The following is a 24,502-nucleotide window of genomic DNA, read 5'->3' as shown; positions in this document are numbered from 1 at the left end:
AGATTCTAGCTTTCCTGTTTTTCTTTAATTTGAATAGTGGTTTGTTTAAATGGTGCTTCTGCATAACTGTTAAGCAGGCCATTTTTACGTATCTGGTATTTGGGGATTTGTTTATAATCGTATGTGACGGAGAAGGGATTGTTAAATGGAAATTCCTTTATTACCATTGTTTTATCATTTACCCATGTTACGGCCATCTTCTCCTGGGAAAAATGAGGAAGCGTACTGGAAAGCGGTATTCCCTTGGTGAAGAAGGGATGGCTGTTTTCACCAGGCTCATTTAGGCATAGAAACAATGATAAATTATCGCAAAACTGAAGTAATGCATAGTGGTAGGAAAAAAGTTTCTCATCAAAGGAAGCGAGTGATGAATGGATTATCTCCTGCCTTTTCTTTTCCTGCGCTACAAAATTCCTACCTGACTCCGTATCGTCCTGTTGGAGGAAACGGACATAATGCTCACTACATAATAACGCGGCGTATAAATCAGTTGTTTGAACCTGATCAATTCCATGCGAATAGAGTAATGTTTTCATTGGCGCAGGAAAGTCAATAAAGCTATACGGCATTTCTTTGGCGTCATTCCAAAATGGTTGTTTATCTGCTGGGATCCAACCAGCATCATGTTGCTCAATGGCAAAAATAACAGCCGCTTGTAAAGGTGAATTAATGAATGGCTCCATCTTCCACTGTTTGATAAGCTCCCCCGCGACAAGCGCATGATTATGCTGTTCGATAAAGATAAAGTCATGCTCGCGTTCTCGAATGATCACATTTAGGCATCCTCTCTTAACAAAGAAGTTTTATAATTCCATTATATCATTTTGGATGTTTCACGACACAACTCGAGTGATAGTAGCTCCGTTAGTTGTTGTGCTAAGGTGATGTTGTTGTTCTGTTGTCAGTGGTCTTCGGCTTATATGGCTGATAATTTCCGGAACAAAAGCGATATTCTCTCTATTACGGCTGATATTCGCCGAGATAAAGGCGATATTCTTGGCTATGCGGCTGATGCTCTCCAAATCAAAGGTGATATTCTCATCCAAAGGGCTGATGTACTCTGATCAAGGCTGATAACCTAGCTTAGATGGCCAATAACATAACCTAAGTCATTTCAAGTATGCTATACTAATTAGGTTACGAAAAGTAATCTAGTTTTATAAAGTTCCTCTTTTATAAAAGAAGATATATAGGAGTGATTTCGTGGAAAAGAAGTTTTTTACTGAACCGGCAACATATGTTGGGGAGCTCTCCCTCAATGTGACAGACCTTCATCAAGCTATAGATTTTTATCAAACCGTTATAGGATTTCAGGTTTTGGAGAAGACTGAACGAGCAGCAAGGCTTTCTGCTAATGGAAAAACAGCCATGTTAACGCTTGAAATGCCAGAAAATGTAACGGAGAAAGAGCGGAGAACGACCGGACTTTACCATTTTGCTATCCTATTACCGAACAGAGCTGCACTGTCTTCCTTTCTGGAGCATGCTCTCAAACGAGGAGTACAGCTTGGTGCTGCTGATCATGAGGTGAGTGAAGCACTCTATCTCTCAGATCCCGATGGCAACGGGATTGAAGTTTATTGTGATAGGGACTCAAGTATGTGGAATTGGACTGGTGATCAGGTTAAAATGGGAACAGACCCACTAGATGGTGACGGTCTTTTAGCGGAAAAACATAGAGTATGGAGCGGATTACCAGAGGAAACAATTCTCGGTCATGTCCATCTACATGTTGCTCATTTAGAAGCATCAGAGGCTTTTTATTCTCAAGGGTTAAACTTCTCCGTGGTAACGCGATACTCAGGAGCACTATTTATTTCAACAGGCGGTTACCATCATCATATAGGGTTAAATATCTGGAATGGAGAGGGGGCTAAAGCGCCACGGTCAAACGGGGTTGGACTAAATTGGTTTACTCTTGTGTTTCCTAACGAAATCGCTAGAACCGAGGCAGTTAACCGGCTTATAGAAGCACAAGTAAAAGTGAAGACATACCCTGAATATAGCGAGGTGAAAGATCCTGCAGGAAACACGATTCGCCTCACGCTATAGTCACTAACAAATAGCAGGGGGGCTCATATTTTCAAGTTGAAATAAAATCGAAAACTTTCAAAGACGGGAATTGGGGTATGGTTTTCTAGGGGGAAAATTCTCATTTCAGAAAAAGGACGTGGAAGAGCTTGGCTTATTTACTTTTACTGGTAGGATTTGTATTACTAATTAAAGGAGCGGATTTGTTTGTTGATGGCTCCTCCAATATTGCAAGGCTTCTTAGAGTGCCACCCATCCTTATTGGTCTAACCATAGTTGCTTTTGGAACAAGTTCTCCAGAAGCAACCGTAAGTATTATTGCAGCAATGGAGGGGAGCTCCGATGTTTCTTTGGGTAATGTAATCGGAAGCAATATATTCAATCTCACACTTGTCGTAGGGATAGCGGCTATTATTTTCCCTTTAAAGGTGGAAAACGAAACGATACGTAAGGAGATTCCCTTTACATTACTAGCAGGCGGTACACTTTTAGTAGTCATAAATGATATCTTTTTACAGGACCATAGCAATAATCTGATAACCCGTAGTGATGGTCTGATTTTCCTCTTATTTTTATCTGTTTTTATGTACTACGTTATTGAAGTGGCGCTTAAAAGTCGCCAAGACAGTCAAACAGAGGCTATTCCAGATGAGATTAAGTGGGGTAAAAATATTGGGCTGACTATTTTGGGGCTTGCTGGAATCGTTTTTGGTGGGGAGCTTGTTGTTAGTAATGGTACAGAAATTGCTTATGCAGTCGGGATGAGTGAAACGTTGGTCGGCCTCACGATCATTGCGATAGGTACCTCGCTTCCTGAGCTTGTAACATCCATCACGGCAGCCTTGAAAAAGCAAAGCGATATTGCGCTTGGAAATATTGTCGGTAGTAATATCTTCAATATTTTGTTTGTGCTTGGTGCTTCGTCTGTTATCACACCACTTTCTGTTAGCAGTAAAGTAGGGATAGACGTTGTGATCATGCTTCTTTTAACGATATTATTGCTCGTGTTTTCGCGGACGAATTTCCGTGTTGGAAAGCGGGAGGGCGCTGTACTAGCAATTTTCTATGTAGTGTACCTCGTCTATATTATACTGCGAAATTAAAAAGCCACATAGGAGGGCCCTATAGGTAAGGAGCCTCTTATGCGGCTAGCACTTTTTTAGAATCTCTTAACGGTCGCTTGAGCTTTTGTTTTGATACCAAGCTGCTGCGGCTTCTACTTCGCTGAATGTTAGCTGGTGTCCGTGGTTTTCCCAGTGTACTTCTACATCTGCGGAAGCCTCTTGTAATAGTTGTTGTAAATCTATTGATTCTTGCGACGGGCATATTGGATCATTGGTTCCTGCTGTAATCAAGATCCTCTTGCCACTTAAGTCAGGTAGACTAATTCCTCTGCGTGGCACCATAGGATGGTGCAGAATTGCAGCGTTTAATGCGTCCTTATAATGAAACATTAAACTTGCGGCAATGTTAGCACCGTTGGAATACCCAACTGCGGTAATTGCGCTTCGGTCAAATTCATATTTCTCGGATGCTTCATTCAGAAATTGATTTAATTCTTCTGTACGAAAAATGAGATCCTCTTCATCAAATACGCCTTCAGCTAAGCGTCTAAAGAATCTAGGCATTCCATTTTCTGAAACGTTTCCTCTTACACTTAATACATTCGCTTCAGGATCAATTTTATCAGCTAATGGCAGCAAATCCTGCTCAGTACCTCCAGTACCGTGTAGCAGTAGTAGAGTAGGTCTTCGCGGATCACTGCCCTTCTTAAAGATATGTTTCATTCCCCATGCTCCTTTCCGTGTTTTAGGCTTTGAGGCCCACCTTTTTCAATGTTTCTATTACAACGCGCATATCCTCTTTACTAACTCCTTCGAATAAATCCTCAATCACTTGTTGATGCTTTGGAAAAATTTCCTGCATTAACTGCGTTCCTTTGTTGGTAATCTGGATATAGACAACACGGCGGTCTTCCTTACAATGCTCTCTTTCTAGTAAGCCTTTTGTCTCCAGTTTATCAATAACGTAGGTGATGGAACCGGTGTTAATTAGGACTGCTTCAGATATTTGCCTAACCGTTTGGCGCCCCTTGTGAAAGAGTGTCTCCAGGATGGCAAATTCAGATGTTTTCATACCATAACTCTGGATATCTTGTTTTACTCGCTCTTGTATTGTTTTAGAGGATTTCATTAATACAACGAATGCTTTTAATGAAAGGTTATCGGCCACTATGCTCATCCTCCTTATATATATTTAATTAATGTATTATTAATTAAATATATATAACAATCTCTTCAAAGTCAATGGAAAGCAAAACACAGCTATCTTTATACCGGCTTAACTGGCAATAAAACGCCGACTTAAAGAATGTGAGAAGTTAAGCACCCTAAGTGGGGGATCAACTGCCAGTATCGGCCCGATTCGTTCAACTAACATTTGATGGGGAAGAGGGAACCCCCACCAAATGAAATTTCACTTTATTGGAGCTTTTTTTGCAGCGCTCTTTTTTGCTGTAAAAGGTTTTGGAAGGTACTGTCCAATTCCTCGGAAGGTTCTATACTTAGCCTGCTTAATGTCTCCGTTATTCTTGTTTCAATGACGAAAAGCTCTTCTTCAACTTGGCTTGGCGATTCTGAAGCACTGTCATTTTTATAGGTTTGATAATCTCCTTCTACAATGTGAAGGGTACTGTCTTCAATGGAAAAGACGCGACTGGCAAGATGCTCTATAAAGCGTCTATCATGGGATACCACAATGATAGTACCTTCATAATCTGACAGCAAATTTTCTAATGCTTCTACAGCTTCAATATCTAAATAGTTAGTTGGTTCGTCCAAGACTAACGTATTAATATCATTTAGGAGTAGTTTCGCGAGTGCCACTTTAATGCGCTCACCACCACTTAAGATATCCACTTTCTTATACACATCATCACGAAAAAAACGTAGCCTTGCAAGAACAGTACGGATGATTGTTTCCTCTTGATTGGATGTTTCACTAACATTTTCTAAAATGCTTTTTTCCTTGTCTAGAATATCAAGGTTTTGGCTAAAGTAACCAATTTTTATGGCAGGGGAGTGTGTGACTCCTGGAGCTTCCTTAACAAGCTTTTTTATAAGTGTTGTCTTTCCACTGCCATTTGGCCCAATAATGGCTACTTTATCACCACCAGATATTGTAAAGCTCACATCCTTCCACAGTGTACGTTTCCCTGCTTTTGCGGAAAGTTCTTCGACACGTAGAATGATGCGGTTTCGTATGCGATCTACATTCGGTATTTGCATTTTAATTGGAGCCTTTTCCTTAACCTTATCAACCTTTTCTAATTTATCTAATCTGGTTTCGATGGCTTTTGCAGTTTTGCGTAGTTTCTTTTGTTTGTTTGCAAAATACGGCTTTGCACCCGTAATCCTCGCCTCTGAATTACTTGTGTGTTTCGGCTTCTTTGTTGCTCGCTGGGCTTTTTGTTCTTTAATCTCAAGCGCTTCTTCCAGTTGTTTCTTCTTTTTTTCATACTGTGCGTGAGCCTGTCGCTTTTGTTCTACTTCTTGTTCCTTCTGTCTTGCATAATCAGAATAATTTCCTTTGTATTCTGTTATGGTTCCTCCATCTAGCTCCCAAATTTTATTGCAAAGTGCATCAAGGAAGGCCCTGTCATGCGAAATAACCACCATGGCCCCTTGTCGTTTTTTTAGTTGTGTTTCCAGCTTCTCGATATGGGTTGTATCAAGATTTGTTGTAGGCTCATCAGCAAAGATTAGTCCAGCGTTTTGGGAAAAAGCATCGTTAATATATTCCTGGGTCACTTCACCACCACTCTTTACCGTATCTGTTCGTTTTAATTGTGGGATGTGAGCGATAGATGTGTGGGCTGTTACGAGCCCATTATCAGGTGCTTTTTTACCCGCGAGGACCTCAAGTAATGTTGTCTTTCCACTTCCGTTCTTCCCTACAAGGCCAATACGATCCTGTGCATGTATGGCAAGGTATTCTAGCTGGACTAAACGACGATCCCGGGCATCAATGTTTATATCGCGTGCTTCTATTAAGCGCATAATATCCTCTCCGTTCCAATTGAGATTGGAGACAAAAAAGCCTCCTATTCGTTTTTAGAATAGAAGGCAGCATGCAAGTGTAGCACAAAAAAGGATACTTTCCCCTTGTGCAGCTATCCAAATACATGAAACAATCCTATTCTAAAAACATTCATAAGTGGCATGTTAGAAAAACTCGCATTCGCTTGTCTTTTAGAGAATATGCACGTTTTTCTTATACTTGGGTCTTCAAAATTTTAACTAAGTCGTTATTGCTTCCTAGCTAAAATTTTATACTTCCCAACGTGCAAAAAAGACAGACCTTGTCTGTTTTTCTTCTCATACCTATGCAGATGTTTTTTTGTGAAATAGGATTATAACTTCATGTACCCGGGTCACCCTTTCGTTTTAAGTTAGTGCTATTATATAAGAAACAAGGTTTGCTGTCTAGATTGAAAGGGGGAATGTTCCATGCTTATATGGATTAATGGAACGTTTGGTTCAGGGAAGACAAGCACTGCTTACGAATTAAAGCGGAGGTTGAAACAAGCCTGTGTCTATGATCCAGAGCGATTCGGATTCGCTTTAATGAAAAATGTTCCTAAAAAACTTGCAAAAAGTGATTTTCAGGATTATCCGCTATGGCGGGAGGCAAACAGAACGTTACTAAGAGAGCTTGCTTCTGACTATAAGGGTATTATAATCATTCCAATGACGCTAACAAACAAGGCTTACTTTGAAGAAATCGTCGGAAATTTAAGAGAAGATGGCATTGAGGTAAAGCATTTTACCCTTATGGCGTCTAAAGATACAGTAGCCAAAAGACTGCGAAAAAGATTTGAAGGAAGAAAGTCATGGGCGTATCAGCAAATGAAAGAAAGAATGAGGGAGTTGGAAGATAATATGTTTGCTACACATCTTGATACAGATAACTTGTCCATTGAAGGTGTAGTAGAGACAATTGCTAAACGGGCTGACATTTCACTTTTACCTGACAAGCGCTCACGGATAAGAAAAAAGATGGACCGGTTAAAAATTATGTTCCAGGAATTGAGATAAATGCTTTACAAACAGAAAATAATTTTATATAGTGAACATACCTAATAATTCTAGGTAGGTGAAAAAATGTTTAATCGGGAGCTAGTGAAAGGCAGTACCTCTTTGCTTGTATTACAGTTGTTGGATGAACGGGATATGTACGGTTATGAACTTGTAAAGGAAATGGATCAGCGTAGTGAGCATAACCTGCAAATTAAGGAAGGTACCTTGTATCCGGCGTTACATAAGCTGGAGAAGCAGGAGTATATTGAATGCTATTGGCAAAACCAGGAGAAGGGGCCTGCTCGTAAATATTATCGGATTACCGATCAGGGGAAGGCAATGCTTGAGGAAAAGACGAGTGAATGGCATCGTTATGTTCAAGTAATGAATAACCTGATTCGGAGAAACGAAACATGAATGAGGCAGCAAAAACCTTCCAAGAGAAATTAGCAGATGAGCTTGATGACCATCCGGATAAAGAGTCGATTCTGGCTGAATACCAGGCCCATATTTATGAATTAGAACAAGAAACGGGAAAAAGCTCTTATCCCATATTAGTGGAAAGACTTGGGGAGCCGGAGGAAATAGCCTCGTTATGGAAACAGGAGGCAGCGATTACGCCTAAGAAAACACAGTGGCTTTTTGTAATCTTAAATGTGGCAATTTTTTTAGGTGGCGCTACCTTAACTATTATTTATCATCTATTTGATTGGAATTGGACAGATATTCTTTGGGAGGGTCTCACGAAAGCAGCGTCCCTCATAATGGTGATCTACACTTTTTTCTGGGGATTGCTTGGCTATGAGATAGGCAAGGAATTTGGTGAAGCAGGAAGAAAACTGTTGAAAAAAACATTTCTTATCTGTTTGATCCCCAATCTGGTCTTAATGTATTTGGTCATATTTAAATTTATTCCACATAAATGGTTTGAACCATTGATAAGTTTGCCGTTTATTATGGCGTGTATCGGATTTACGATCGTATTATATCCCGTCAGTCGACTTGGGTATAAATGGGGACGGAAGAAATCTGTGTAAGGTATTTCCTTCCTTCTGTCCCAAAACGGATATTTTTTTACCTATATACATAGAATTACTATGCATATAGAATTACAAAGTATGCTTGGAGGAAATTCCATGAAAGTAGAAGTAACAAGAAAAGATTTTCTGTTTTTAGTTGTGTGCATAGGGTTAGGGGTGTTAGCGGAAATTAGCTTTTTCCATGGTCGTATCGGCGTCTCGTATTTATTGTTTGTTGCCGGATTTTACAGCGTTCTTTTTTATCGCACTGGCTTTGCATTTTATCATAGGAGAATTGGCTTGCTCTTAATGCTTATGATTTGGATATTGGCAGGGAGTTACCTCTATTATGATTCGATTTTGTTCTATAGTCTAAACTTAATTGTTATCCCTTTATTGATGTACTTACATGTCATTTTAATTACAACACCAGAAAACTATAACTGGGCATCGAGTTATTTTATCGCGATATTAAAATCAAAACTAGAGCAACTGTATCAGTATATTTCTGCCTTTTTTCGAAGTATCTTCAACCGAGTGTTTAAGAATGTGGAGGATGGAACATCTAAAGTAATGATTCGCATTTTGATTGGGATTGGTTTTAGCTTACCGCTTCTGTTTGTTGTTGGCGCTCTTTTAATGTCAGCTGATTCGGTATTTGAGGAGATGCTCGTTTCCTTGCCAGCGTTTCTGTTGCAATTAAACTTTCTTGAAGGCTTCTTCCGAACGTTATTTGTCATTATAGCTGCACTCTTGTTTTTCGGTCTTTTTCAGGCGATTCGCATGAAGCGGTTCCCGAAACAGTCTTATGATCCCTATAAAAAAGTGACCGAATGGGAAGGCGTTACATCGGTTACCATTCTTTCAATTTTAAATCTCTTGTACGGCCTTTTTGCAGCTGTTCAGTTTACCTATTTCTTTGGGGGTAGCTTGGAGGAAGGATTCACTTATGCAGAGTATGCAAGAAGAGGGTTCTTTGAATTAAGCATGGTCACATTAATCAACTGGACGTTGTTAATCAGCTTTTTGACCTTTGTTAAAGCATCCGTAAAGGTTAACCGTGTACTAAAGATCCTTTATACTTTGTTAATTGTATTCAGCGCCATTTTGCTCGCATCTGCTTACCAGCGATTAAGCATGTATGAAGCAGCCTATGGTTACACCATTGATCGAGTATTGGCGCATGGGTTTATGATACTGCTTATGGTCATTTTTGCGTATACCTTAATAAAAGTATGGCTTGAAAAAGTCTCTCTGTTACATTTTTATTTGATAGGAGCCATTCTGTTTTATACAGGGCTGAATGCAGTCAATGTAGAGCAGGTTGTAACCAAACAAAATATAGACAGATATGAAATGACAAAGAAAATAGATATTGATTATTTAAATTCACTATCTTATACAGGCTGGGATGGATTATTGGAAATTTATAAATCAGACCCGAATTACTTGGGATTGAAACCAATGCTGACGCAAATAGGGGAAAGGCTACGCCAGAAAGAAGAAGCACCGTGGCAATCGTATAATTTTAAACGACAGGAAGTCATGCAAAAGTTTAAGGAAATGGGTTTTTAATAAAATGAAAGGTAAGGAGATGTTTTCGATGGGTAAAAGTGTCCCAAAGCATGTAGCGATTATGATGGATGGAAACGGAAGATGGGGAAAACAACGAGGCCTGACGCGAAGTGAGGGCCATTATGCCGGCGCGAAAACGATGGAAAAAATTATTGATGCCAGCATTGACTTGGGTGTTGAAGTTTTAACACTCTATGCCTTTTCTTCTGAAAACTGGTCAAGGCCAATGGAGGAAGTAAACTACTTAATGCATTTGCCTGTTAAGTTTTTTAAACAGAAGCTTCCTGAGTTTCAAAGACGTAATATTGTTGTGCGTATATCCGGTAATTTAGAAGCACTCCCTATTCGTACAAAAACGGCCTTAAAGAATGCGGTAAACGAAACAGCGGACAATACAGGATTGATCGTAAATTTCGCTTTTAACTATGGCGGGAGGGACGATATTTTGCAGGCGGTACGACATATTGTTAAGGAATTGCAAGACGAAAAAATGGATCTCACGCAGCTAAATGAACAAGTTCTCCAGCAATGTTTATACACAAAAGAACTTCCAGATCCAGAGTTGGTTATACGAACTGGCGGAGAAAAGCGGATGAGTAATTTTCTGTTATGGCAGTCTTCTAGTGCGGAGCTTTACTTTACAGACGTCTATTTCCCTGACTTTGATGGTCCATTATTAGAAAAAGCAGTTCGTTTTTATCAAGGGAAAAACTCCGAGCTTATTGTTTAAGTCGTATAGTAAATAAAAATACCGTTAGTGGCGGATAATGCCACTAACGGTAAAATAACGGAAGTCTCCCTTTAAGGGGAGCAAAGATTACAATAATCTACCAGAGTGCATGGCACTAGGGTGGATTATTTTTGTTTAGCAGCCTCTGTCATTTGATGCCAAATCGATCCTTTGGCACGCTCTCCGCCTTGGATTCGAGCCAATGCTATTTTAACTTGCATTCTTACCTCGAACTCCGGATCCTGTAACGCGTCATTCAGGGCGGGGATTACTGTTTCATCACCGAGTTCGTAAAGGAACATGGCTGCCCGCCAACGGACAAGGCGACTTTTGTCGGTCAAGGAGTTGACCATTTCTGGCATCGCTTCTTTAAAGCCAAGATCAGACAGACAATCTCCAGCCGTTCTTCTAACGTTAACTGCCTTGTCTCTCAATGCTTTGTATAAATATGGCAATACCTTTTTCTCTTCAATCATACCGAGATAGGCGGTGGCTAGTCTTCTAATTGAGGCCTTTTCATCATCCAAAGCTCTATCTAGCACAGGTAAGTCAGCTTCAGTAGGATCCATTCTATCTAGCGCTGCATAACGATCCTTCCAGTTAGGAGCTTCCATCATTTCTAAAGTTACCTCGTGATAAAATGTTCGATTTCCCGTTGCTTCATTATTTAAAGCAAAGTGTACGAGTTGATCGAGGCGTGTCTCATCATAGCTGGCGTTTATTTCCTCCACCACCTCTGAACCAATCTCTTTGAGGTCGCCATAGCGAGGCGATTGTTCAACCCACTTTCGTTCCATCAACATATTATCAGTAGCTTCAGAAGCCTTCATGGCAGCGTTCATGAAACGTTCTGGAAGCCCAAACCGTTCCTCTGTATCGCCTTCTTCCAGTTTTACCTGCATAGGAATATAGCGGAACATTTGAATATAGACTTGTACCTCTCCAAAAGCCTCTTCCTGTTGCTCGCTGTTTGCTTCTTGCTGTTCTTCAGTTGGCTGCTCAGAAGAACCTAATGTTTGCCGAACTGCTGGAAGAATCTCCTCCCATGGCGTTCGAGGGTTTCTTTCCAGTGCAATAAAATCAACAACACGGTAAAGCCCTTTAACCCCATCTATTTGAAATAAACTACGGACATAATCTGGAGCATCAACCATTATATCTTCGCGCTTATAATTCTCTGTTTGGCCATCAGGCATTTTTTCATCCACATTTATTTTCATAGAGTAGGGGCTTGGTGTCGGTTCGATCGAAATAATTTTCATGTACTAACTTCCTCCTCTGCACGTCCTTATACTGTCTATATTTTAACAAAGGACGGGAGCATTATCCAATCGGTCAGTCCATCTTTTGGTTGCCTATATCCCGAGCATTGCAATATTTGGGTTTAAGTCACTATTACCTATTGGAGTAGGAATGGGCAGCGCAAGGTTACAGATTTTGAAATCCTTTTATGGGGGTGGAATCTTATCCGTTGCGGTTGTGGTATTTAATTTGAATGTGCTCCAATTCAGTCTTGTCACACTAAGTGATTGGAAGCTCCATTTCAGGGGAGTTTTACATACTGGAGAAATCTTTTATGAAGACTATCATTTCTTGTGCAATCTATGGATCGATATGATGACAGTTCTCTTTCTATTTGGAATGGCCTTTCTCTTATTTAACCTATTATACCGATTAGGATTGGTAAGATTAACTCTATGCTTTATGGCTATCGTTATTCCTGTTAGTTTCTATATTATGGTGGCGTGCTAGATCCTCTTATAGAATAGCTGACATCGTTTGAATTGCGCGGGAGTGTTGTTGCCATTATATTTGGCGCATTTGGAGCTGTCGGGCTAGCTATCACATACCCAATGATGCGAATCGCACCACTAATACCAAGATACCAAGATCAGCAAAAACTTAAATACGTGTTTTAAAAAAAAGGGCTGGAATTCCTATGACGGGTCTTCCAGTTCCCTCATTTTTTGCGTGAAAAGGGTAGCAAATTTTTCTCTATCCTCATGCGTAAATGGCTTTGGCCCTTTTGTCCGTTTTCCGCTTTTTCTTTCCATCGCACTAAGATACCGTGTCTGGAGAAGCTGATCAATATTATCATTGGTATAAGCAAATCCTTTATGATGAAGAACATGGCACTTTTTGGCAAGTGCAAGGGAAGCAAGTCCGTAATCTTGTGTGACAAGTACATCTCCGTGATCTGCTAGTTTCATGATCCGGTAATCCGCTGACTCAGCTCCGGTATCAACATAAATATTTTCGACTCCTTCAGGGTGTTGTTCATTCGAATAATGTGCAAAGCTAGAGACGAGGATAACGGGAGTCCCTTTTTCTAATGAAATGTTAATAATGGTATCTTTTACTGGACAAGCATCTGCGTCTACAATCACTTTCATATAATCACCTCCTATGTAACCAAAATTATAGCACATCAAAGAACAGCTGAACTATTCTGAAAAAAACACTTGCAATTTTAGGGTATGTTTATATATGATGTTTTATAATCATGCGCCTAAAGGGGGGATTTGATGAGGTTAGTACGCCCGTCAAATGAATGGAAAGAAGAGCATCGGCAATATGTGAAAGAATGGGGTCCATCTCGCATGATCCCCAGTAGTTTTAACCTCACGGGGCACGATACATACGAAGATTATTTAAATGCCCTGCATGTGAGGGAAAGCGGGCAAGGGAAGTGGGTACCAAGCTCTAATTACTTCCTAATTAACGAAAATGATAGGATAGTTGCAATGGTGGATATCCGGCATGAACTGACAGAGTATTTATGCAATGTGGGTGGACATATTGGCTATAGTGTAAGACCCATCGAAAGACGTAAGGGTTATGCGACACGTATTCTCGCGGAGGCTTTGTTGAAATGTAAAGATCTAAAAATTCCGCGCGTCCTTGTTACTTGTGATGAGGATAATATTGGGTCTGCCAAAACCATTCTAAACAATGGTGGCATAGAAGATGAAAGCATTCTTGATACAGATGGCACGATAAAACGGAGGTTTTGGATTGTTAATGAGTAGGGATGTAAATGACATCGTTATGGATCAAATGGTCACATCAGATTGGCCAGAAGTAAGATCCATATATTTAGAAGGAATTGAAACAGGAAATGCAACATTCGACACAGAGGTCCCAAGCTGGGAAGAGTGGGATCAGAAGTATTTACAGGATTGCAGATTGGTCGCGAAAATTGGAAAAGATGTTATTGGTTGGGCAGCGCTTCTCCCCACTTCAAGTAAAAAAGCATACGCAGGAGCTGCAGAACTAAGTATTTATTTGAGTAAAGCAAGTACTGGAAAAGGAATTGGTACAAAGCTAATGACCTATATGATTGCTGAAAGTGAATTAAAAGGGTTTTGGACATTGCAGTCGGGGATTTTTCCAGAAAATAAGGGAAGTATTCGGCTCCATGAAAATGCTGGGTTTGTAGAAGTGGGGGTTCGTGAGCGTATTGGTAAATTGAATGGTGTTTGGCGCGATGTAGTTCTTTTGGAAAGAAGAAGCCGCGTTGTTGGATTAGATTAATAGAGGTATTTAAATTAATGTCTGCTATGCAGGCATTTTTTTAATTGTTAAAAAAAGGGGGATTTGCTCTTGTTTTTTTATTGAGAAAATTATATACTACATTACACGACTAATGCACTAAGTTAGCTGAAGGAGGTTGCTGGTTTGCATTTACTTTCAGATGGCACGAAGCCCATCTATATCCAAATTGCTGAATGGATTGAAACAGAAATACTCAATGGAAATTTTCAAACAGATGACAAGGTTTATTCCCAATACAAGCTTGCAGAAATATTTACAATCAATCCGGCAACTGCAGCAAAAGGGCTAACGATCCTTTCTGATGAAAAGATTCTATACAGCAAGCGTGGCTTGGGGAAGTTTGTTACCCCAAAGGCGAGACAGTTAATTTTAGATAAACGAAAAAACCATACATTAAAAGGATTATTGGATGAGGTGGCATTAGAGGCAGCACGATTAAGTGTAGGGGAATCGGAGCTACAAGAAATGCTTCGGGAGAGCATGGAAAAGATAGAGGGGGAAGAGAAATGAATGTAGTGGAATGCGAAAAGGTCACAAAGAAGCAGGGCAGTGTAGTTGCATTAAATGAACTGAACATCCAAATAAAGAAAAATACCATTACTGGGCTGATTGGCCGAAACGGAGCTGGAAAAACAACCTTATTAAAGATTCTCGCTGGTCTTTGGAGGCCAACATCCGGCCATGTAGAGGTTTTAAATGTAAACCCGTTTAATAGTCTGACTGTTTCTGCCAACGTTGCCTATATTGATGATTCAATGGACTTTCCGAATACTCTTACCTTGTCAGAGATATTGCAGGCGGGTAAACGTTTTTACGGCAATTGGGACAGTCAGCTGGCAGAACGCTTATTCGAGTATTTTTCCTTCCATCCAAATCAATTACATACCCATCTTTCAAAGGGAAAAGCGAGCACCTTCAATATGATCTTTGGATTGGCTGCACGTTGTGAAATTACCTTGTTTGATGAACCAACTAATGGGATGGATGCTTCAGTAAGAAAGGACTTTAACAGGGCCTTACTAAAGGATTATCTTGCACACCCAAGAACGATGATTATTTCCAGCCACCATTTGGAAGAACTGGAGGAGTTATTAGAAGACATACTTGTAATAAAAAACGGCAAGGCATTACTTCATGAGCCAATTGATGAGATTCGTAATTATGCAATAGGCTTAACTGGCAGATCCGAATTGGTTAGACAATGGGTAACAGATAAGCAAGTATTGTATACAGAAGAGGTTGGGGCAAATACCTGTTATGCAGTAGTGAAAAGTGAAGGGATACCCTTGGAAAAAGCGAAGCAACTCGGTATGAAAGTCACACCAGTATCAGCAAGTGATGTCTGTGTCTATCTAACAAACCGCACAACAGGGGGGATCGATGATGTCTTTAAATAATATGTCACTTGGTACATTGGTTGGAAAGCAATACCTCTTTAAATGGAAGGCATTTGCAGGTGTGTTTAATTCAATGGTAGCCTTACAGTTGCTTGCGATTGTTTTTACGTGGGGTGGGAATGGCCAATCGGGTACAAGTATGGGTAATGTTTCATTAAGCATGAACTTTTACTCTACAGATGGGACCATCGGGCTAACCTTAGTATGGGCCTTCTTCAGTTCTATTTTAATTACAACCAAATCTTATCGAAACGATGATTATCTATTTATTACGAACAGACTTAGTAGCAACTTAGCTAATATGGCCTTCTTGCTGACAGCCAGTGTGGTTGCAGGGCTAACTGCTATTTGTTCGCAGTATTTGATTCAAATGATTCAATATGTAAGGGGGAACACCCTCTTGACAGAAGCATTGCCTTTAACGTTAGGTGAATGGGCCAGTGGCGCAGTAGCAACTATACTATATGTTTTATTTATAGCTGCAATTGGTTACTTGATCGGATGCGTTGTGCAGTTGCATCGTACTTTGGTAGTCATTATCCCTGTTGCACTTATAGGATTTCTTTTTATTTATGATTTTGATGAACCTGGTTTCATATCATTGTTTGAATTTTACTTTCAGGAAAATAGTTTTTGGTTATTTTCCGTTAAGATTCTAGGAACCGTTTTATTACTATTTGCAGCAAGTATTCTTGTTTCCAATCGTCAGGAGGTTAGGAAATGATGGTTTTCGGGGATATACTTTTTCAATTTTTATTGCTGGCTATTCTTATTGGTGGAACGATCTTTTTAGTAAGATTAATAAGTAAACATTTTCCTGCGATGCAACGAAAAGAAAGATGGCTGTTACCTCTGTATGGATCCGTTTTGATTATTTGTGGAATTATTCTTTCTATTTTGCAGCCGTTTGAAGAGCGCCAAGAAAGTGGAAAAGAAGAAAGATCTAGCATTCCATCACTTTATAGTTATATGAATTCTGGAAATACAGAGGAAATTGATCCGGAGTTCCTTCGCAAGGAATGGGGGTTTACCTATTCAGAAGGGGAGCTGCAGATCACTTCAAGTCCAAGTGATGAATTAATGGCTTCCATCTTTGTGGAAAAGGTGGCGGGAATGGGAGACGAAGTCGAGGCCTTTTACTATGAAACTCCCCTATATATGGATGGAGAGGATATGAGCGAGTATATTACCCCGCCAGACGTAACGCTATCCGAGGGTATTTTGAATATCATAAACCCAGGTGGAAATGGGTATCAGGAAGTTGAAGTGAATACCTTTAAAGATCCATTTACATTTAACCAATTTACAGGAAGATCGTTTATGGGGGATGAAAATGAGTCAACCATACAGCACGGCGAAAATATCATCTTAATCCGGGTAGGGGAAGAAAAGACACTTGATCTTGATCCAGACTCTTATATCGAATACGTAAACTAATAAGCCAAGCTTTATAGGATTAAAGCTCCTTACAGAAAGAAAGTTAAAAAACCCGAGCGACGTCACGTTGAGTCTGCTCGGATTTTTGCCATATTTTTAGCTTTAAAATAGATACTTAGAACCCTAGTTTCCCTGCATACTCTCCCATTTCAACTAACAATCAGTGGGGGAAGAACGAAAACCCCCACTGATTGAAGTTTCACTTTATAAATCCCATCATACCACACTCCCTAACCGTTATTTGCAGAAAAGTGATTTTTTTCCACAGGGGATAGGGAATAATGAAATAATGAGAGATAATCGGTCTTTACTTTCGCTTTTATAGACCACATGCGATAATAAGAAAAAAAGAGTTAAGGATGTCGAGATGCAAAAAACGATTGAACTAAAAGTCAAAGAACCATTTATACAGGATTTTCAAAAGGGTGTTCCATTAGTTAGTAAGGAAGCGATCGCGAACGAATCTGCCTTGAAAGAAGAGGGGGCCATTATTGATTTATTCGACTCCACTCACAGCTTTCTGGGTAGAGGCTATTATGGGCGGCAAAACAAGGGAATTGGCTGGGTGTTAACAAATAAGCAGGATGAAGCAATTGACTTCTCCTTCTTCCAGCGAAAAATTCTTAAGGCGATAAATAAGCGCCAAGGCTTCTATCAGGATGAAGAAACGACCGCATTTCGTTTGTTTAATGGCGAAGGAGACGGAATCGGCGGACTTACTATCGATTACTTTGATGGCTATTACCTGATCAATTGGTATAGCGATGGAATTTACACGTTTAAAGAACAAGTTATCCAAGTACTGGACAACCTCGGTGATTATAAAGCTATTTATGAAAAGAAGCGTTTTGACACAAAGGGAAAATATATGGAAGATGATGACTTTGTTAAAGGTGAACGTGGTGAATTTCCACTTATCATTAAAGAAAATGGCATGAGTTATGCTGTCTATTTAAATGACGGGGCCATGGTAGGGATATTCCTGGATCAAAGAGAAGTCAGAAAAGCCATTCGTGATAACTACGCAAAGGGCAAGCGTGTGTTAAATACATTTTCTTATACAGGAGCCTTTTCTATAGCAGCAGCATTAGGTGGAGCAGATAAGACGACGAGTGTTGACCTTGCTAAACGTTCTAAAGCAAAAACGATTGAACAATTTAGCGTTAACGACATTGACTTTGAACAGCATGATATCCGGGTTATGGACGTATTTGATTATTTCCAGTATGCACAACGTCATCAATTGAAATTTGATATGGTGGTGCTTGACCCACCAAGCTTCGCAAGGTCAAAAAAACGTACGTTTAGTACCGCAAAGGATTACCCAAAGCTTCTAATGGATACCATATCTATTACAGAGAAAAATGGCGTTATTGTCGCATCGACAAACAATGCCAGTTTTGGAATGAAAAAGTTCAAGGGCTTTGTGGAGAAGGCCTTTAAGCAAATGAATACAGGCTACAAAATTTTAGAAGAATACCATCTTCCGGCTGACTTTCAGGTAGATCGTAAATTCCAACAAGGAAACTACTTAAAGGTGCTGTTTATACAGGTAAAATAGTATTAATCGCTTTGCTAGCAAAATTAGCAAGGCGGTTTTTTTACACGTTAGGGAAGTATAAAATTTCAGCAAGGAAGCAAAATCGACGTAGTTAAAATTTCGAGGTGCCAAGTATAAGAAGAACTTTCACATACGCTTAAAGGACGAGCGAATGCGAATTTTTCTAAACAAAGTTATTGTATATTTATTCTAAATAATGCATAATAATTCATATACATTCTGAAGGGTGGAGATGGATGGTGACGATGCATTTAAAAGAAGCGCCAAATAGTATGAAGTCTTTAAAAGGCCGTGATTTCTTAACATTAGGCGATTTTAAACAGGAAGAAATCAACTACTTACTTGAATTAGCAGAACAGCTTAAGGCCAAAAGGAAGGCTGGACAGGAGGAATCCACTCTAAAAGGGAAAACGCTTGGTATGATTTTTGAAAAAGCATCGACTCGAACTAGGGTTTCTTTTGAGGCCGGGATCTATCAGCTCGGAGGAAATGGAATATTTTTAAGCACAAAGGATTTACAAATTGGCAGGGGTGAGCCAATTGCTGATACTGCCAAGGTGTTATCAGGATATCTTGATGGAATTATGATTCGTACTTATTCTCAAGAGAAGGTCCAAGAGCTTGCTGCAAATGCCAGTGTTCCTGTTATAAATGGACTTACTGACCTTTATCATCCCTGTCAGGTGCTTGCAGACCTGTTAACAATCAAAGAGCAAAAAAATGTACTTGAAGGAGTCAACATTACATACATTGGCGACGGGAATAATATGGCGAATTCACTCATGATTGGGGCAGGTTTAATGGGGATGAATCTTACAGTTTGTGCTCCAGGCGGCTATCTCCCAATGAAGGAAGAAATAGACAAGGCAAAAAAGCTTGCAGCAATCTCGGGTGGAAAGATTGTGGTGGAGGCTAATCCGAATGAAGCTGTGCAAGATACGGATATCGTATATACAGACGTGTGGGCGAGCATGGGGCAGGAAAAGGAGCAAAAACAAAGAATAGAGGCATTCCAGCATTACCAGGTTACATCCGAGCTTCTCTCCTTAGCAAAGCCGGACGTTTCATTTATGCATTGCCTTCCAGCACACAGAGGAGAAGAGGTAGATGCAGCGGTCATCGATGGAAAACAATCTGTTGTATTTCAGCAAGCTGAAAATAGACTTCACGCGCAAAAAGCATTGATGAGTTCGATTATGAAATAACTAAAAAACGCTGAGCTCGCTACAGTAATCTGTAGCTGGTCTCAGCGTTTTTTGTCCAGTCTTAATGGCAATAAGATCCCACTAAATGAGTTTCAGTTTATTTGAATGCCCTCCTGATCGATCTGGGCAACTTTCACTTGAAAGTCGGGGAATAGTTCTTGCAGGTGTCGAGCTAAGGAGCGGCCAGTCCCTTTTTGCGCAAATGAGATCATAGAGGGACCTGCCCCGCTTATAACAGTGCCATAGCTCCCAGCCAACTTTGCTTCTCGCTTAATTATCTCGTAATGGGGGAGTAACCCGGCTCGGTATGGCTCGTGAAACAAGTCCCTCTCCATCATTTCTCCCGCTAGCTTAACGTTTCCTGAGGCTAATGCAGCAATTAGTACATTGCTAAGACTGCTTGCTGTTGCTGCTTGTTTTCGAGTGAAGTGGTCTGGCAATACATTTCTGGCTTCCTCTGTTTTTAACTCAAAGGAGGGGATACTTATAACAACCTCTAGTTCGGAAAGGGGAAGCTTGACGTAATGTACCTCCTCCTCTTCTAAGGTGGAGATGACTAATCCTCCCAATAAGGAAGCAGCTATATTATCTGGGTGGCCTTCCAATGCAGTGCCAAACTTCAGTATGGCTTCACTGGGCAGATTGAGATTGCAAAGTTGGTTTGCTATTTCGACTCCAGCGAGGGCCGCTGCAGCACTGCTGCCAAGGCCACGAGCTAATGGAATGTCACTCGTGACCCTCACCTTACAAGGCGGTAGTGCCAAGTTAAATTGGTCTGCCGTTTGCTTGGCAATTTGGTAGATAAAATGCTCCTCGTAGGTTGTAATAGTTGGAAGCAGGTCGGAAACGTGGATAAATTCCCATTCATCCTGTGTTTCAACTTCCAGTGTTAAATATAAGTTCAGCGCAATTCCTGCTGAATCAAATGCCGGCCCTAAGTTTGCGGAGCTGGCAGGAACGCTAATACGAAAAGCTGTCATACTGTCACCGTACTTCCAATATAGCGTAGCAGGGAGTCTGAATTATTCGGAAGGGCAACAGGCTTAACCTCCATCTGTTCAATAGCAGTCTGTGGATCCTTTAGACCATTTCCTGTTAGAACGGTAACCACCTTGCTGCCCTTAGGAATAACGCCTTGCTCACATTGCTGGATGACACCTGCAACAGAGGCGCAGGAGCCTGGTTCAGCAAATATTCCCTCTTGCTGGGCTAATAGCTTAAAAGCTTTTGTAATTTCCTTATCCGTAACAGAACCAATTATTCCAGCCGATTCGTCTCTTGCGGCAACCGCGAGTTTCCAGCTTGCTGGATTACCAATTCGAATTGCTGTTGCAATTGTTTCAGGATCTTTAATAATTTGATCCTTTACGATAGCTGCTGCTCCCTCAGCTTCAAATCCGAACATTTGTGGCAGGCCGCTATCTGTCTTTTCGTTATACTCCTTAAACCCTTTCCAGTAGGCACTAATATTCCCTGCATTCCCCACAGGTATAGCAAGAATGTCAGGGGAGGTCCCTAATTGTTCGCACACTTCAAAAGCAGCTGTCTTTTGTCCTTCTAGTCGGTACGGATTGACGGAGTTAACCAGGGTGACATCTGCTTTTTCACTAATTTCCCTCACCATTGAAAGGGCTTCGTCAAAATTCCCGTCAATCTCTACAATTTCTGCTCCGTACATAATAGCCTGCGCGAGTTTCCCCATTGCTACCTTCCCTTTTGGGATAACAATAATAGCCCGGATGCCAGCTTTAGCCGCATATGCCGCAGCGGAAGCCGAAGTATTACCTGTAGACGCGCATACAATGGCATTACTTCCTTCCTCTACCGCTTTTGCCACAGCCATCACCATTCCTCTATCTTTAAAAGAACCAGTCGGATTTGCGCCTTCTATTTTTCCATATAATTCGATCCCAAGCTGTTTGGATAAATTTTTAAAATGGACAAACGGAGTGTTTCCTTCCCCTAGACTGATATCTGGTGTGTTTTCGGTTACAGGTAAATATTCTTTATAGTGTTTTAGTAACCCCTGCCATTTCACGCTCAACATCTCCCTCAACTTTGTAGTAGCTTTTTACTTCCATAACCACATCTAAATTCTTTAAATCATGTAAGGAATGATTAAATGTTTCTAAAGACGTTTGGTGTGTGACTAAAATAATTTCTGCAACTTCATGTTTCTTAACCGGGGTCTGTAAAATCCGCTTGAAACTAATATTAAACGTATTAAAAAGAGAAGAGATAGTGGAAAAAGCTCCTACTTCGTCTTTTACATGCAAACGGATATAATATTGGCCGAGTCGCTTATCTGCTGTTTTCAACTCTTTTTTAAAGCGTGGTTTAACGGCACTGTGACCGCTCACTCCTAGCTTCATGTTTTTAATAACTGTTACAAGGTCAGACACAACAGCAGTGGCTGTTGGTAAGCTACCAGCCCCTGGACCATAAAACATCGTTTCGCCGACTGCTTCTCCATATACATAGACTGCGTTATATTCATTCTTCACATCTGCTAGTGGATGGTCTTTGGATAGCAAGGTCGGTTGGACATTTACTTCGACTTGGCCATCCTCACAGCTTGCAAAGCCAATGAGCTTCATGGTATAACCTAGGCGCTCTCCGTATTTCAAATCTTCTAGATCGAGATTTTTAATCCCTGCTACCTCCACCTCTGACAATTCGATGTCCGTGGAAAAAGCTAGTCTACCAAGGATCGCCATTTTTCTTGCTGCATCAAGTCCTTCTACATCAGCGGTGGGATCTGATTCAGCGAATCCCAGTTCCTGTGCTTCCTTTAAGGCATTCTCATAAGAGACTCCTTCGTTATTCATTTTGGTTAAAATATAATTTGTCGTACCGTTTACAATCCCCATTACTTGTTGAATGCGATCGGAAGAAAGGCCATCGGTGATTCCCCTTAAGATAGGGATACCGCCAGCAACACTTGCCTCATAATAAAAGTCGCAATGATTTTTATCGGCAGCTTGTTGAAGCTCTGGACCATGTAAAGCTACAAGATCCTTATTTGCCGTAACAACATGTTTCTTAGCTGAAAATGCGTCCAAAATGTGCTGGAAGGATTCCTCGATACCCCCCATTACCTCCACCACAACGTCCACTTCGGGGTCTTGTAATATATCATTTGGATCTGTGGTGAGAAGTGTCTGGTCAATCGAAACATCACGCACTTTTTCAATATCCCGTACTAAGATACTTTTTACCTGTACGCTACAACCTAACCGATGTGCTAATTCTTCTTGATGGTTCTCTATGAGCTTTACAACACCTGAGCCAACTACCCCTAAACCAAGTAGACTGACAGAAACTTGCTCTCCCACACAATCACCTCTTCGATTTTTTTGGTTACTAGATATTTAAACACGTATAAAGAAGTATAGCAATAAGGAATTTTCCGAATATAACGTGAAGCGATTACATATATATTTCATTTTGTAGTGCTTTGGTCCTTGAATTAACCAAACGAAAGGATGCTTAATACACTACATTATAGATTGGAATACGGAGGTGTCTTAAATGAGTGAAGCGGGTGTAGGATTAACCTTTATTACTTGCTTATTAGTGGGCTCGGGCGGTGGATTGCTGTTGGGGAATCTGGAAGCCGGCGGAGCGGTTGGTTTATTAACAGGGGTATCATGTATTGTTTTGTTTCGAAAGAATAAAAAGTGAAAAGGCAGGCTGTTGTTAATTTAGTAGGTCCAATTTATCTGAAAGAGTATTGCTTTTTTGAGAATCCATAAAAAAGAAAAAACTTTTCGAGAAATAGGTTTTCTCCATTTAGTAACAAGTAACAAAACAATGCGATTTTATTTTAATTGATACTCTAAAATTAGCCAATTAGGGAGGCAAAATTTCTGAGTTTGAGGTTCCATTGACAAAAGAGGATCAACTATAGAATAATAAGTAATAAATTATTTTTCAATCATAATATGAAGAATATAGACACAAGTAAACTGATATCTCGTTCAATCTGATTATTCCAATTTTTTTAGGTGTTATTGGGGCACAACTGCCTTTTCCCTTTTTGATAAACTATTACTAATTCCCTATAGTAGCTAATATATCTTTTTCCCATTTAAAAATTAAATGCCATGTAATTCAGCGTGCCTATATAACAAGGAGTATAACTAAATACGTAATTAAACTACGTGCGCCGTGCTACCTAAACTAGTTATTAGTGTACTTTTTAAGTTGTAAGTTTTGGGACAATAAGTAAGGGGTATAGATAAGAATGAGTCTTAGTTAGAATTCATTCCTAATACAATAGAAAAGTTAGTTTGGTAATTTAGGAACCTCTCTTAGGTGCTATCTTTAATATTAAAAAACAACCTGCTTAGAATTACAAATACTGCTACACTGCACAGCCTATATTCTGTTCCATCTCTTCAATGGCAATATGTAAAGCTGGCTACCTTATAATACGTTATTTACAACTAGGTAGTTCTTTGTGACTCGTTAAGTAAAGTCCTATGTAAATGAAGATGTTTATTTATACGTTTTTAGCTGAAGTCTATATCATCCCAAGGTATGTTAGACAATGGAATATTTAAAGCCTGAGCAATTAATAAGATGCTACGAATAGAAGGCACTGATTTCCCTTGCTCCCATTCACTAATGGAGGCTAGTGAAATACTAGTTAATTTAGATAGATGTACCTGAGATAGGTTATGTATTTCTCGTTGTTTCTTTAACCATTCAGCAAAGGAGAATAGATACGGCATTTTATCACCTCCATATTGGAAACATTTTATCAGAATTCTGATATTAGTCAACGAAATAATTGTATAATTTTCAAACAACTATTTATTTCCCTTACACAGGGGTTATTTGTGTATGTTAGGGTATTAAAATCCATAATATACAAAGAATAAGTTTAAGCCTAATAAATTAGAAATTATA

28 protein-coding genes are annotated in these 24,502 nt (G+C 40.0%); 18 read left to right on the top strand and 10 right to left on the bottom strand.

What is annotated here, in order from left to right; translation table 11 throughout:
- Positions 1-5: 5 nt before the first annotated feature.
- A complete protein-coding gene (locus tag AC6CHS_RS18165) occupies positions 6-773 on the bottom strand; it encodes a DUF3891 family protein (RefSeq protein ID WP_498238131.1) in 768 nt (255 codons plus the stop codon).
- A gap of 147 nt (positions 774-920) precedes the next feature.
- Between AC6CHS_RS18165 and AC6CHS_RS18160 the strand changes: the two genes are divergently transcribed.
- From AC6CHS_RS18160 to AC6CHS_RS18150, 3 genes are all read left to right on the top strand, one after another.
- Complete coding sequence (locus AC6CHS_RS18160) at positions 921-1,064, top strand: hypothetical protein (RefSeq protein WP_498238130.1); 144 nt, start codon at positions 921-923, stop codon at positions 1,062-1,064.
- A gap of 139 nt (positions 1,065-1,203) precedes the next feature.
- Positions 1,204-2,052: a VOC family protein gene (locus AC6CHS_RS18155; protein ID WP_498238129.1), complete on the top strand. Its 849-nt coding sequence runs from the start codon at positions 1,204-1,206 to the stop codon at positions 2,050-2,052.
- 128 nt (positions 2,053-2,180) lie between these two features.
- Positions 2,181-3,134 (top strand): calcium/sodium antiporter, encoded by a 954-nt coding sequence (locus AC6CHS_RS18150; RefSeq protein WP_498238128.1) that lies wholly within the window; start codon positions 2,181-2,183, stop codon positions 3,132-3,134.
- A gap of 66 nt (positions 3,135-3,200) precedes the next feature.
- On the opposite strand, the gene AC6CHS_RS18145 is transcribed toward AC6CHS_RS18150, so the two are convergent.
- From AC6CHS_RS18145 to AC6CHS_RS18135, 3 genes are all read right to left on the bottom strand, one after another.
- A complete protein-coding gene (locus tag AC6CHS_RS18145) occupies positions 3,201-3,818 on the bottom strand; it encodes an alpha/beta hydrolase (protein WP_498238127.1) in 618 nt (205 codons plus the stop codon).
- 22 nt (positions 3,819-3,840) lie between these two features.
- On the bottom strand, positions 3,841-4,263 hold the full coding sequence (locus AC6CHS_RS18140) for a MarR family winged helix-turn-helix transcriptional regulator (RefSeq protein ID WP_058949233.1): 423 nt from the start codon (positions 4,261-4,263) through the stop codon (positions 3,841-3,843).
- A 248-nt stretch (positions 4,264-4,511) separates the two neighbouring features.
- On the bottom strand, positions 4,512-6,089 hold the full coding sequence (locus AC6CHS_RS18135) for a Vga family ABC-F type ribosomal protection protein (protein WP_498238126.1): 1,578 nt from the start codon (positions 6,087-6,089) through the stop codon (positions 4,512-4,514).
- A 450-nt stretch (positions 6,090-6,539) separates the two neighbouring features.
- Between AC6CHS_RS18135 and AC6CHS_RS18130 the strand changes: the two genes are divergently transcribed.
- The 5 genes from AC6CHS_RS18130 to uppS all read left to right on the top strand — a co-directional run bounded on the left by AC6CHS_RS18130 (position 6,540) and on the right by uppS (position 10,433).
- On the top strand, positions 6,540-7,127 hold the full coding sequence (locus AC6CHS_RS18130; RefSeq protein WP_498238125.1) for an AAA family ATPase: 588 nt from the start codon (positions 6,540-6,542) through the stop codon (positions 7,125-7,127).
- Positions 7,128-7,193: 66 nt separating this feature from the next.
- Positions 7,194-7,526 (top strand): PadR family transcriptional regulator, encoded by a 333-nt coding sequence (locus AC6CHS_RS18125; RefSeq protein WP_036576991.1) that lies wholly within the window; start codon positions 7,194-7,196, stop codon positions 7,524-7,526.
- Positions 7,523-8,146, top strand: coding sequence for an HAAS signaling domain-containing protein (locus AC6CHS_RS18120; RefSeq protein ID WP_058949237.1), 624 nt, complete (start codon positions 7,523-7,525; stop codon positions 8,144-8,146). The genes AC6CHS_RS18125 and AC6CHS_RS18120 overlap by 4 nt, the downstream gene beginning before the upstream one ends.
- 99 nt (positions 8,147-8,245) lie before the next feature.
- Positions 8,246-9,703 (top strand): DUF4153 domain-containing protein, encoded by a 1,458-nt coding sequence (locus AC6CHS_RS18115; RefSeq protein WP_498238124.1) that lies wholly within the window; start codon positions 8,246-8,248, stop codon positions 9,701-9,703.
- A gap of 28 nt (positions 9,704-9,731) precedes the next feature.
- Entirely contained in the window at positions 9,732-10,433 is a 702-nt protein-coding gene (gene uppS, locus AC6CHS_RS18110) for an undecaprenyl pyrophosphate synthase (protein WP_498238123.1), read from the top strand.
- 125 nt (positions 10,434-10,558) lie between these two features.
- Here uppS and AC6CHS_RS18105 read toward each other — a convergent pair whose 3' ends face one another.
- Positions 10,559-11,695 carry a conserved virulence factor C family protein gene (locus AC6CHS_RS18105; RefSeq protein ID WP_498238122.1) on the bottom strand — a complete coding sequence of 379 codons (1,137 nt, stop codon included), beginning with the start codon at positions 11,693-11,695 and terminating at the stop codon, positions 10,559-10,561.
- Positions 11,696-11,780: 85 nt separating this feature from the next.
- On the opposite strand from AC6CHS_RS18105, the gene AC6CHS_RS18100 reads away from it, so the two are divergent.
- Positions 11,781-12,185, top strand: coding sequence for a hypothetical protein (locus tag AC6CHS_RS18100; protein ID WP_498238121.1), 405 nt, complete (start codon positions 11,781-11,783; stop codon positions 12,183-12,185).
- A gap of 185 nt (positions 12,186-12,370) precedes the next feature.
- Here the strand turns inward: AC6CHS_RS18100 and AC6CHS_RS18095 are convergent, their stop codons facing one another.
- Positions 12,371-12,826 carry a YaiI/YqxD family protein gene (locus AC6CHS_RS18095; RefSeq protein WP_036576996.1) on the bottom strand — a complete coding sequence of 152 codons (456 nt, stop codon included), beginning with the start codon at positions 12,824-12,826 and terminating at the stop codon, positions 12,371-12,373.
- Positions 12,827-12,958: 132 nt separating this feature from the next.
- Here AC6CHS_RS18095 and AC6CHS_RS18090 point away from each other — a divergent pair, with 132 nt between their 5' ends.
- The 8 genes from AC6CHS_RS18090 to argF all read left to right on the top strand — a co-directional run bounded on the left by AC6CHS_RS18090 (position 12,959) and on the right by argF (position 19,588).
- Positions 12,959-13,462: a GNAT family N-acetyltransferase gene (locus tag AC6CHS_RS18090; protein ID WP_498238120.1), complete on the top strand. Its 504-nt coding sequence runs from the start codon at positions 12,959-12,961 to the stop codon at positions 13,460-13,462.
- Entirely contained in the window at positions 13,455-13,967 is a 513-nt protein-coding gene (locus AC6CHS_RS18085; RefSeq protein ID WP_498238244.1) for a GNAT family N-acetyltransferase, read from the top strand. The genes AC6CHS_RS18090 and AC6CHS_RS18085 overlap by 8 nt, the downstream gene beginning before the upstream one ends.
- A gap of 144 nt (positions 13,968-14,111) precedes the next feature.
- Complete coding sequence (locus AC6CHS_RS18080; RefSeq protein ID WP_498238119.1) at positions 14,112-14,498, top strand: GntR family transcriptional regulator; 387 nt, start codon at positions 14,112-14,114, stop codon at positions 14,496-14,498.
- Positions 14,495-15,385, top strand: coding sequence for an ATP-binding cassette domain-containing protein (locus AC6CHS_RS18075; RefSeq protein WP_498238118.1), 891 nt, complete (start codon positions 14,495-14,497; stop codon positions 15,383-15,385). The genes AC6CHS_RS18080 and AC6CHS_RS18075 overlap by 4 nt, the downstream gene beginning before the upstream one ends.
- A complete protein-coding gene (locus AC6CHS_RS18070; protein WP_498238117.1) occupies positions 15,372-16,109 on the top strand; it encodes a hypothetical protein in 738 nt (245 codons plus the stop codon). The genes AC6CHS_RS18075 and AC6CHS_RS18070 overlap by 14 nt, the downstream gene beginning before the upstream one ends.
- Positions 16,106-16,822 carry a hypothetical protein gene (locus AC6CHS_RS18065; protein WP_498238116.1) on the top strand — a complete coding sequence of 239 codons (717 nt, stop codon included), beginning with the start codon at positions 16,106-16,108 and terminating at the stop codon, positions 16,820-16,822. The genes AC6CHS_RS18070 and AC6CHS_RS18065 overlap by 4 nt, the downstream gene beginning before the upstream one ends.
- A 367-nt stretch (positions 16,823-17,189) precedes the next feature.
- Positions 17,190-18,383 carry a class I SAM-dependent rRNA methyltransferase gene (locus tag AC6CHS_RS18060; protein ID WP_498238115.1) on the top strand — a complete coding sequence of 398 codons (1,194 nt, stop codon included), beginning with the start codon at positions 17,190-17,192 and terminating at the stop codon, positions 18,381-18,383.
- Positions 18,384-18,619: 236 nt separating this feature from the next.
- A complete protein-coding gene (gene argF / locus AC6CHS_RS18055; protein WP_498238114.1) occupies positions 18,620-19,588 on the top strand; it encodes an ornithine carbamoyltransferase in 969 nt (322 codons plus the stop codon).
- A 92-nt stretch (positions 19,589-19,680) separates the two neighbouring features.
- Here the strand turns inward: argF and thrB are convergent, their stop codons facing one another.
- From thrB to AC6CHS_RS18040, 3 genes are read right to left on the bottom strand one after another with little or no spacing between them, the layout of a single operon-like run.
- Positions 19,681-20,568 carry a homoserine kinase gene (gene thrB, locus AC6CHS_RS18050; RefSeq protein ID WP_498238113.1) on the bottom strand — a complete coding sequence of 296 codons (888 nt, stop codon included), beginning with the start codon at positions 20,566-20,568 and terminating at the stop codon, positions 19,681-19,683.
- A complete protein-coding gene (gene thrC / locus AC6CHS_RS18045; protein WP_498238112.1) occupies positions 20,565-21,635 on the bottom strand; it encodes a threonine synthase in 1,071 nt (356 codons plus the stop codon). The genes thrB and thrC overlap by 4 nt, the downstream gene beginning before the upstream one ends.
- Entirely contained in the window at positions 21,595-22,923 is a 1,329-nt protein-coding gene (locus AC6CHS_RS18040) for a homoserine dehydrogenase (protein WP_498238111.1), read from the bottom strand. Before AC6CHS_RS18040 ends, thrC begins: the two co-directional genes overlap by 41 nt.
- Before the next feature lie 196 nt (positions 22,924-23,119).
- Here AC6CHS_RS18040 and AC6CHS_RS18035 point away from each other — a divergent pair, with 196 nt between their 5' ends.
- A complete protein-coding gene (locus AC6CHS_RS18035) occupies positions 23,120-23,272 on the top strand; it encodes a hypothetical protein (protein WP_498238110.1) in 153 nt (50 codons plus the stop codon).
- Positions 23,273-24,102: 830 nt separating this feature from the next.
- Here AC6CHS_RS18035 and AC6CHS_RS18030 read toward each other — a convergent pair.
- Positions 24,103-24,324 (bottom strand): helix-turn-helix domain-containing protein, encoded by a 222-nt coding sequence (locus AC6CHS_RS18030; protein ID WP_498238109.1) that lies wholly within the window; start codon positions 24,322-24,324, stop codon positions 24,103-24,105.
- Positions 24,325-24,502: the final 178 nt, after the last annotated feature.

The sequence above is a fragment of the Oceanobacillus sp. GQ8 genome (genome assembly GCF_059758495.1).
Note: the sequence above shows the minus strand (reverse complement) of the source record. Positions and strands in the feature narration are given on the sequence as shown.

What these genes read in the sequence shown, in the direction of transcription:
- AC6CHS_RS18130 (WP_498238125.1), top strand. Translation starts at nt 6,540, where the DNA reads ATGCTTATATGGATTAATGGAACGTTTGGTTCAGGGAAGACAAGCACT.
- AC6CHS_RS18160 (WP_498238130.1), top strand. Translation starts at nt 921, where the DNA reads ATGGCTGATAATTTCCGGAACAAAAGCGATATTCTCTCTATTACGGCT.
- AC6CHS_RS18115 (WP_498238124.1), top strand. Translation starts at nt 8,246, where the DNA reads ATGAAAGTAGAAGTAACAAGAAAAGATTTTCTGTTTTTAGTTGTGTGC.
- uppS (WP_498238123.1), top strand. Translation starts at nt 9,732, where the DNA reads ATGGGTAAAAGTGTCCCAAAGCATGTAGCGATTATGATGGATGGAAAC.
- AC6CHS_RS18070 (WP_498238117.1), top strand. Translation starts at nt 15,372, where the DNA reads ATGTCTTTAAATAATATGTCACTTGGTACATTGGTTGGAAAGCAATAC.
- argF (WP_498238114.1), top strand. Translation starts at nt 18,620, where the DNA reads ATGGTGACGATGCATTTAAAAGAAGCGCCAAATAGTATGAAGTCTTTA.
- AC6CHS_RS18085 (WP_498238244.1), top strand. Translation starts at nt 13,455, where the DNA reads ATGAGTAGGGATGTAAATGACATCGTTATGGATCAAATGGTCACATCA.
- thrC (WP_498238112.1), bottom strand. Translation starts at nt 21,635, where the DNA reads ATGTTGAGCGTGAAATGGCAGGGGTTACTAAAACACTATAAAGAATAT.
- AC6CHS_RS18030 (WP_498238109.1), bottom strand. Translation starts at nt 24,324, where the DNA reads ATGCCGTATCTATTCTCCTTTGCTGAATGGTTAAAGAAACAACGAGAA.
- AC6CHS_RS18125 (WP_036576991.1), top strand. Translation starts at nt 7,194, where the DNA reads ATGTTTAATCGGGAGCTAGTGAAAGGCAGTACCTCTTTGCTTGTATTA.
- AC6CHS_RS18120 (WP_058949237.1), top strand. Translation starts at nt 7,523, where the DNA reads ATGAATGAGGCAGCAAAAACCTTCCAAGAGAAATTAGCAGATGAGCTT.
- AC6CHS_RS18135 (WP_498238126.1), bottom strand. Translation starts at nt 6,089, where the DNA reads ATGCGCTTAATAGAAGCACGCGATATAAACATTGATGCCCGGGATCGT.
- thrB (WP_498238113.1), bottom strand. Translation starts at nt 20,568, where the DNA reads ATGACAGCTTTTCGTATTAGCGTTCCTGCCAGCTCCGCAAACTTAGGG.
- AC6CHS_RS18090 (WP_498238120.1), top strand. Translation starts at nt 12,959, where the DNA reads ATGAGGTTAGTACGCCCGTCAAATGAATGGAAAGAAGAGCATCGGCAA.
- AC6CHS_RS18075 (WP_498238118.1), top strand. Translation starts at nt 14,495, where the DNA reads ATGAATGTAGTGGAATGCGAAAAGGTCACAAAGAAGCAGGGCAGTGTA.
- AC6CHS_RS18095 (WP_036576996.1), bottom strand. Translation starts at nt 12,826, where the DNA reads ATGAAAGTGATTGTAGACGCAGATGCTTGTCCAGTAAAAGATACCATT.
- AC6CHS_RS18035 (WP_498238110.1), top strand. Translation starts at nt 23,120, where the DNA reads ATGAGTGAAGCGGGTGTAGGATTAACCTTTATTACTTGCTTATTAGTG.
- AC6CHS_RS18060 (WP_498238115.1), top strand. Translation starts at nt 17,190, where the DNA reads ATGCAAAAAACGATTGAACTAAAAGTCAAAGAACCATTTATACAGGAT.
- AC6CHS_RS18145 (WP_498238127.1), bottom strand. Translation starts at nt 3,818, where the DNA reads ATGAAACATATCTTTAAGAAGGGCAGTGATCCGCGAAGACCTACTCTA.
- AC6CHS_RS18105 (WP_498238122.1), bottom strand. Translation starts at nt 11,695, where the DNA reads ATGAAAATTATTTCGATCGAACCGACACCAAGCCCCTACTCTATGAAA.
- AC6CHS_RS18065 (WP_498238116.1), top strand. Translation starts at nt 16,106, where the DNA reads ATGATGGTTTTCGGGGATATACTTTTTCAATTTTTATTGCTGGCTATT.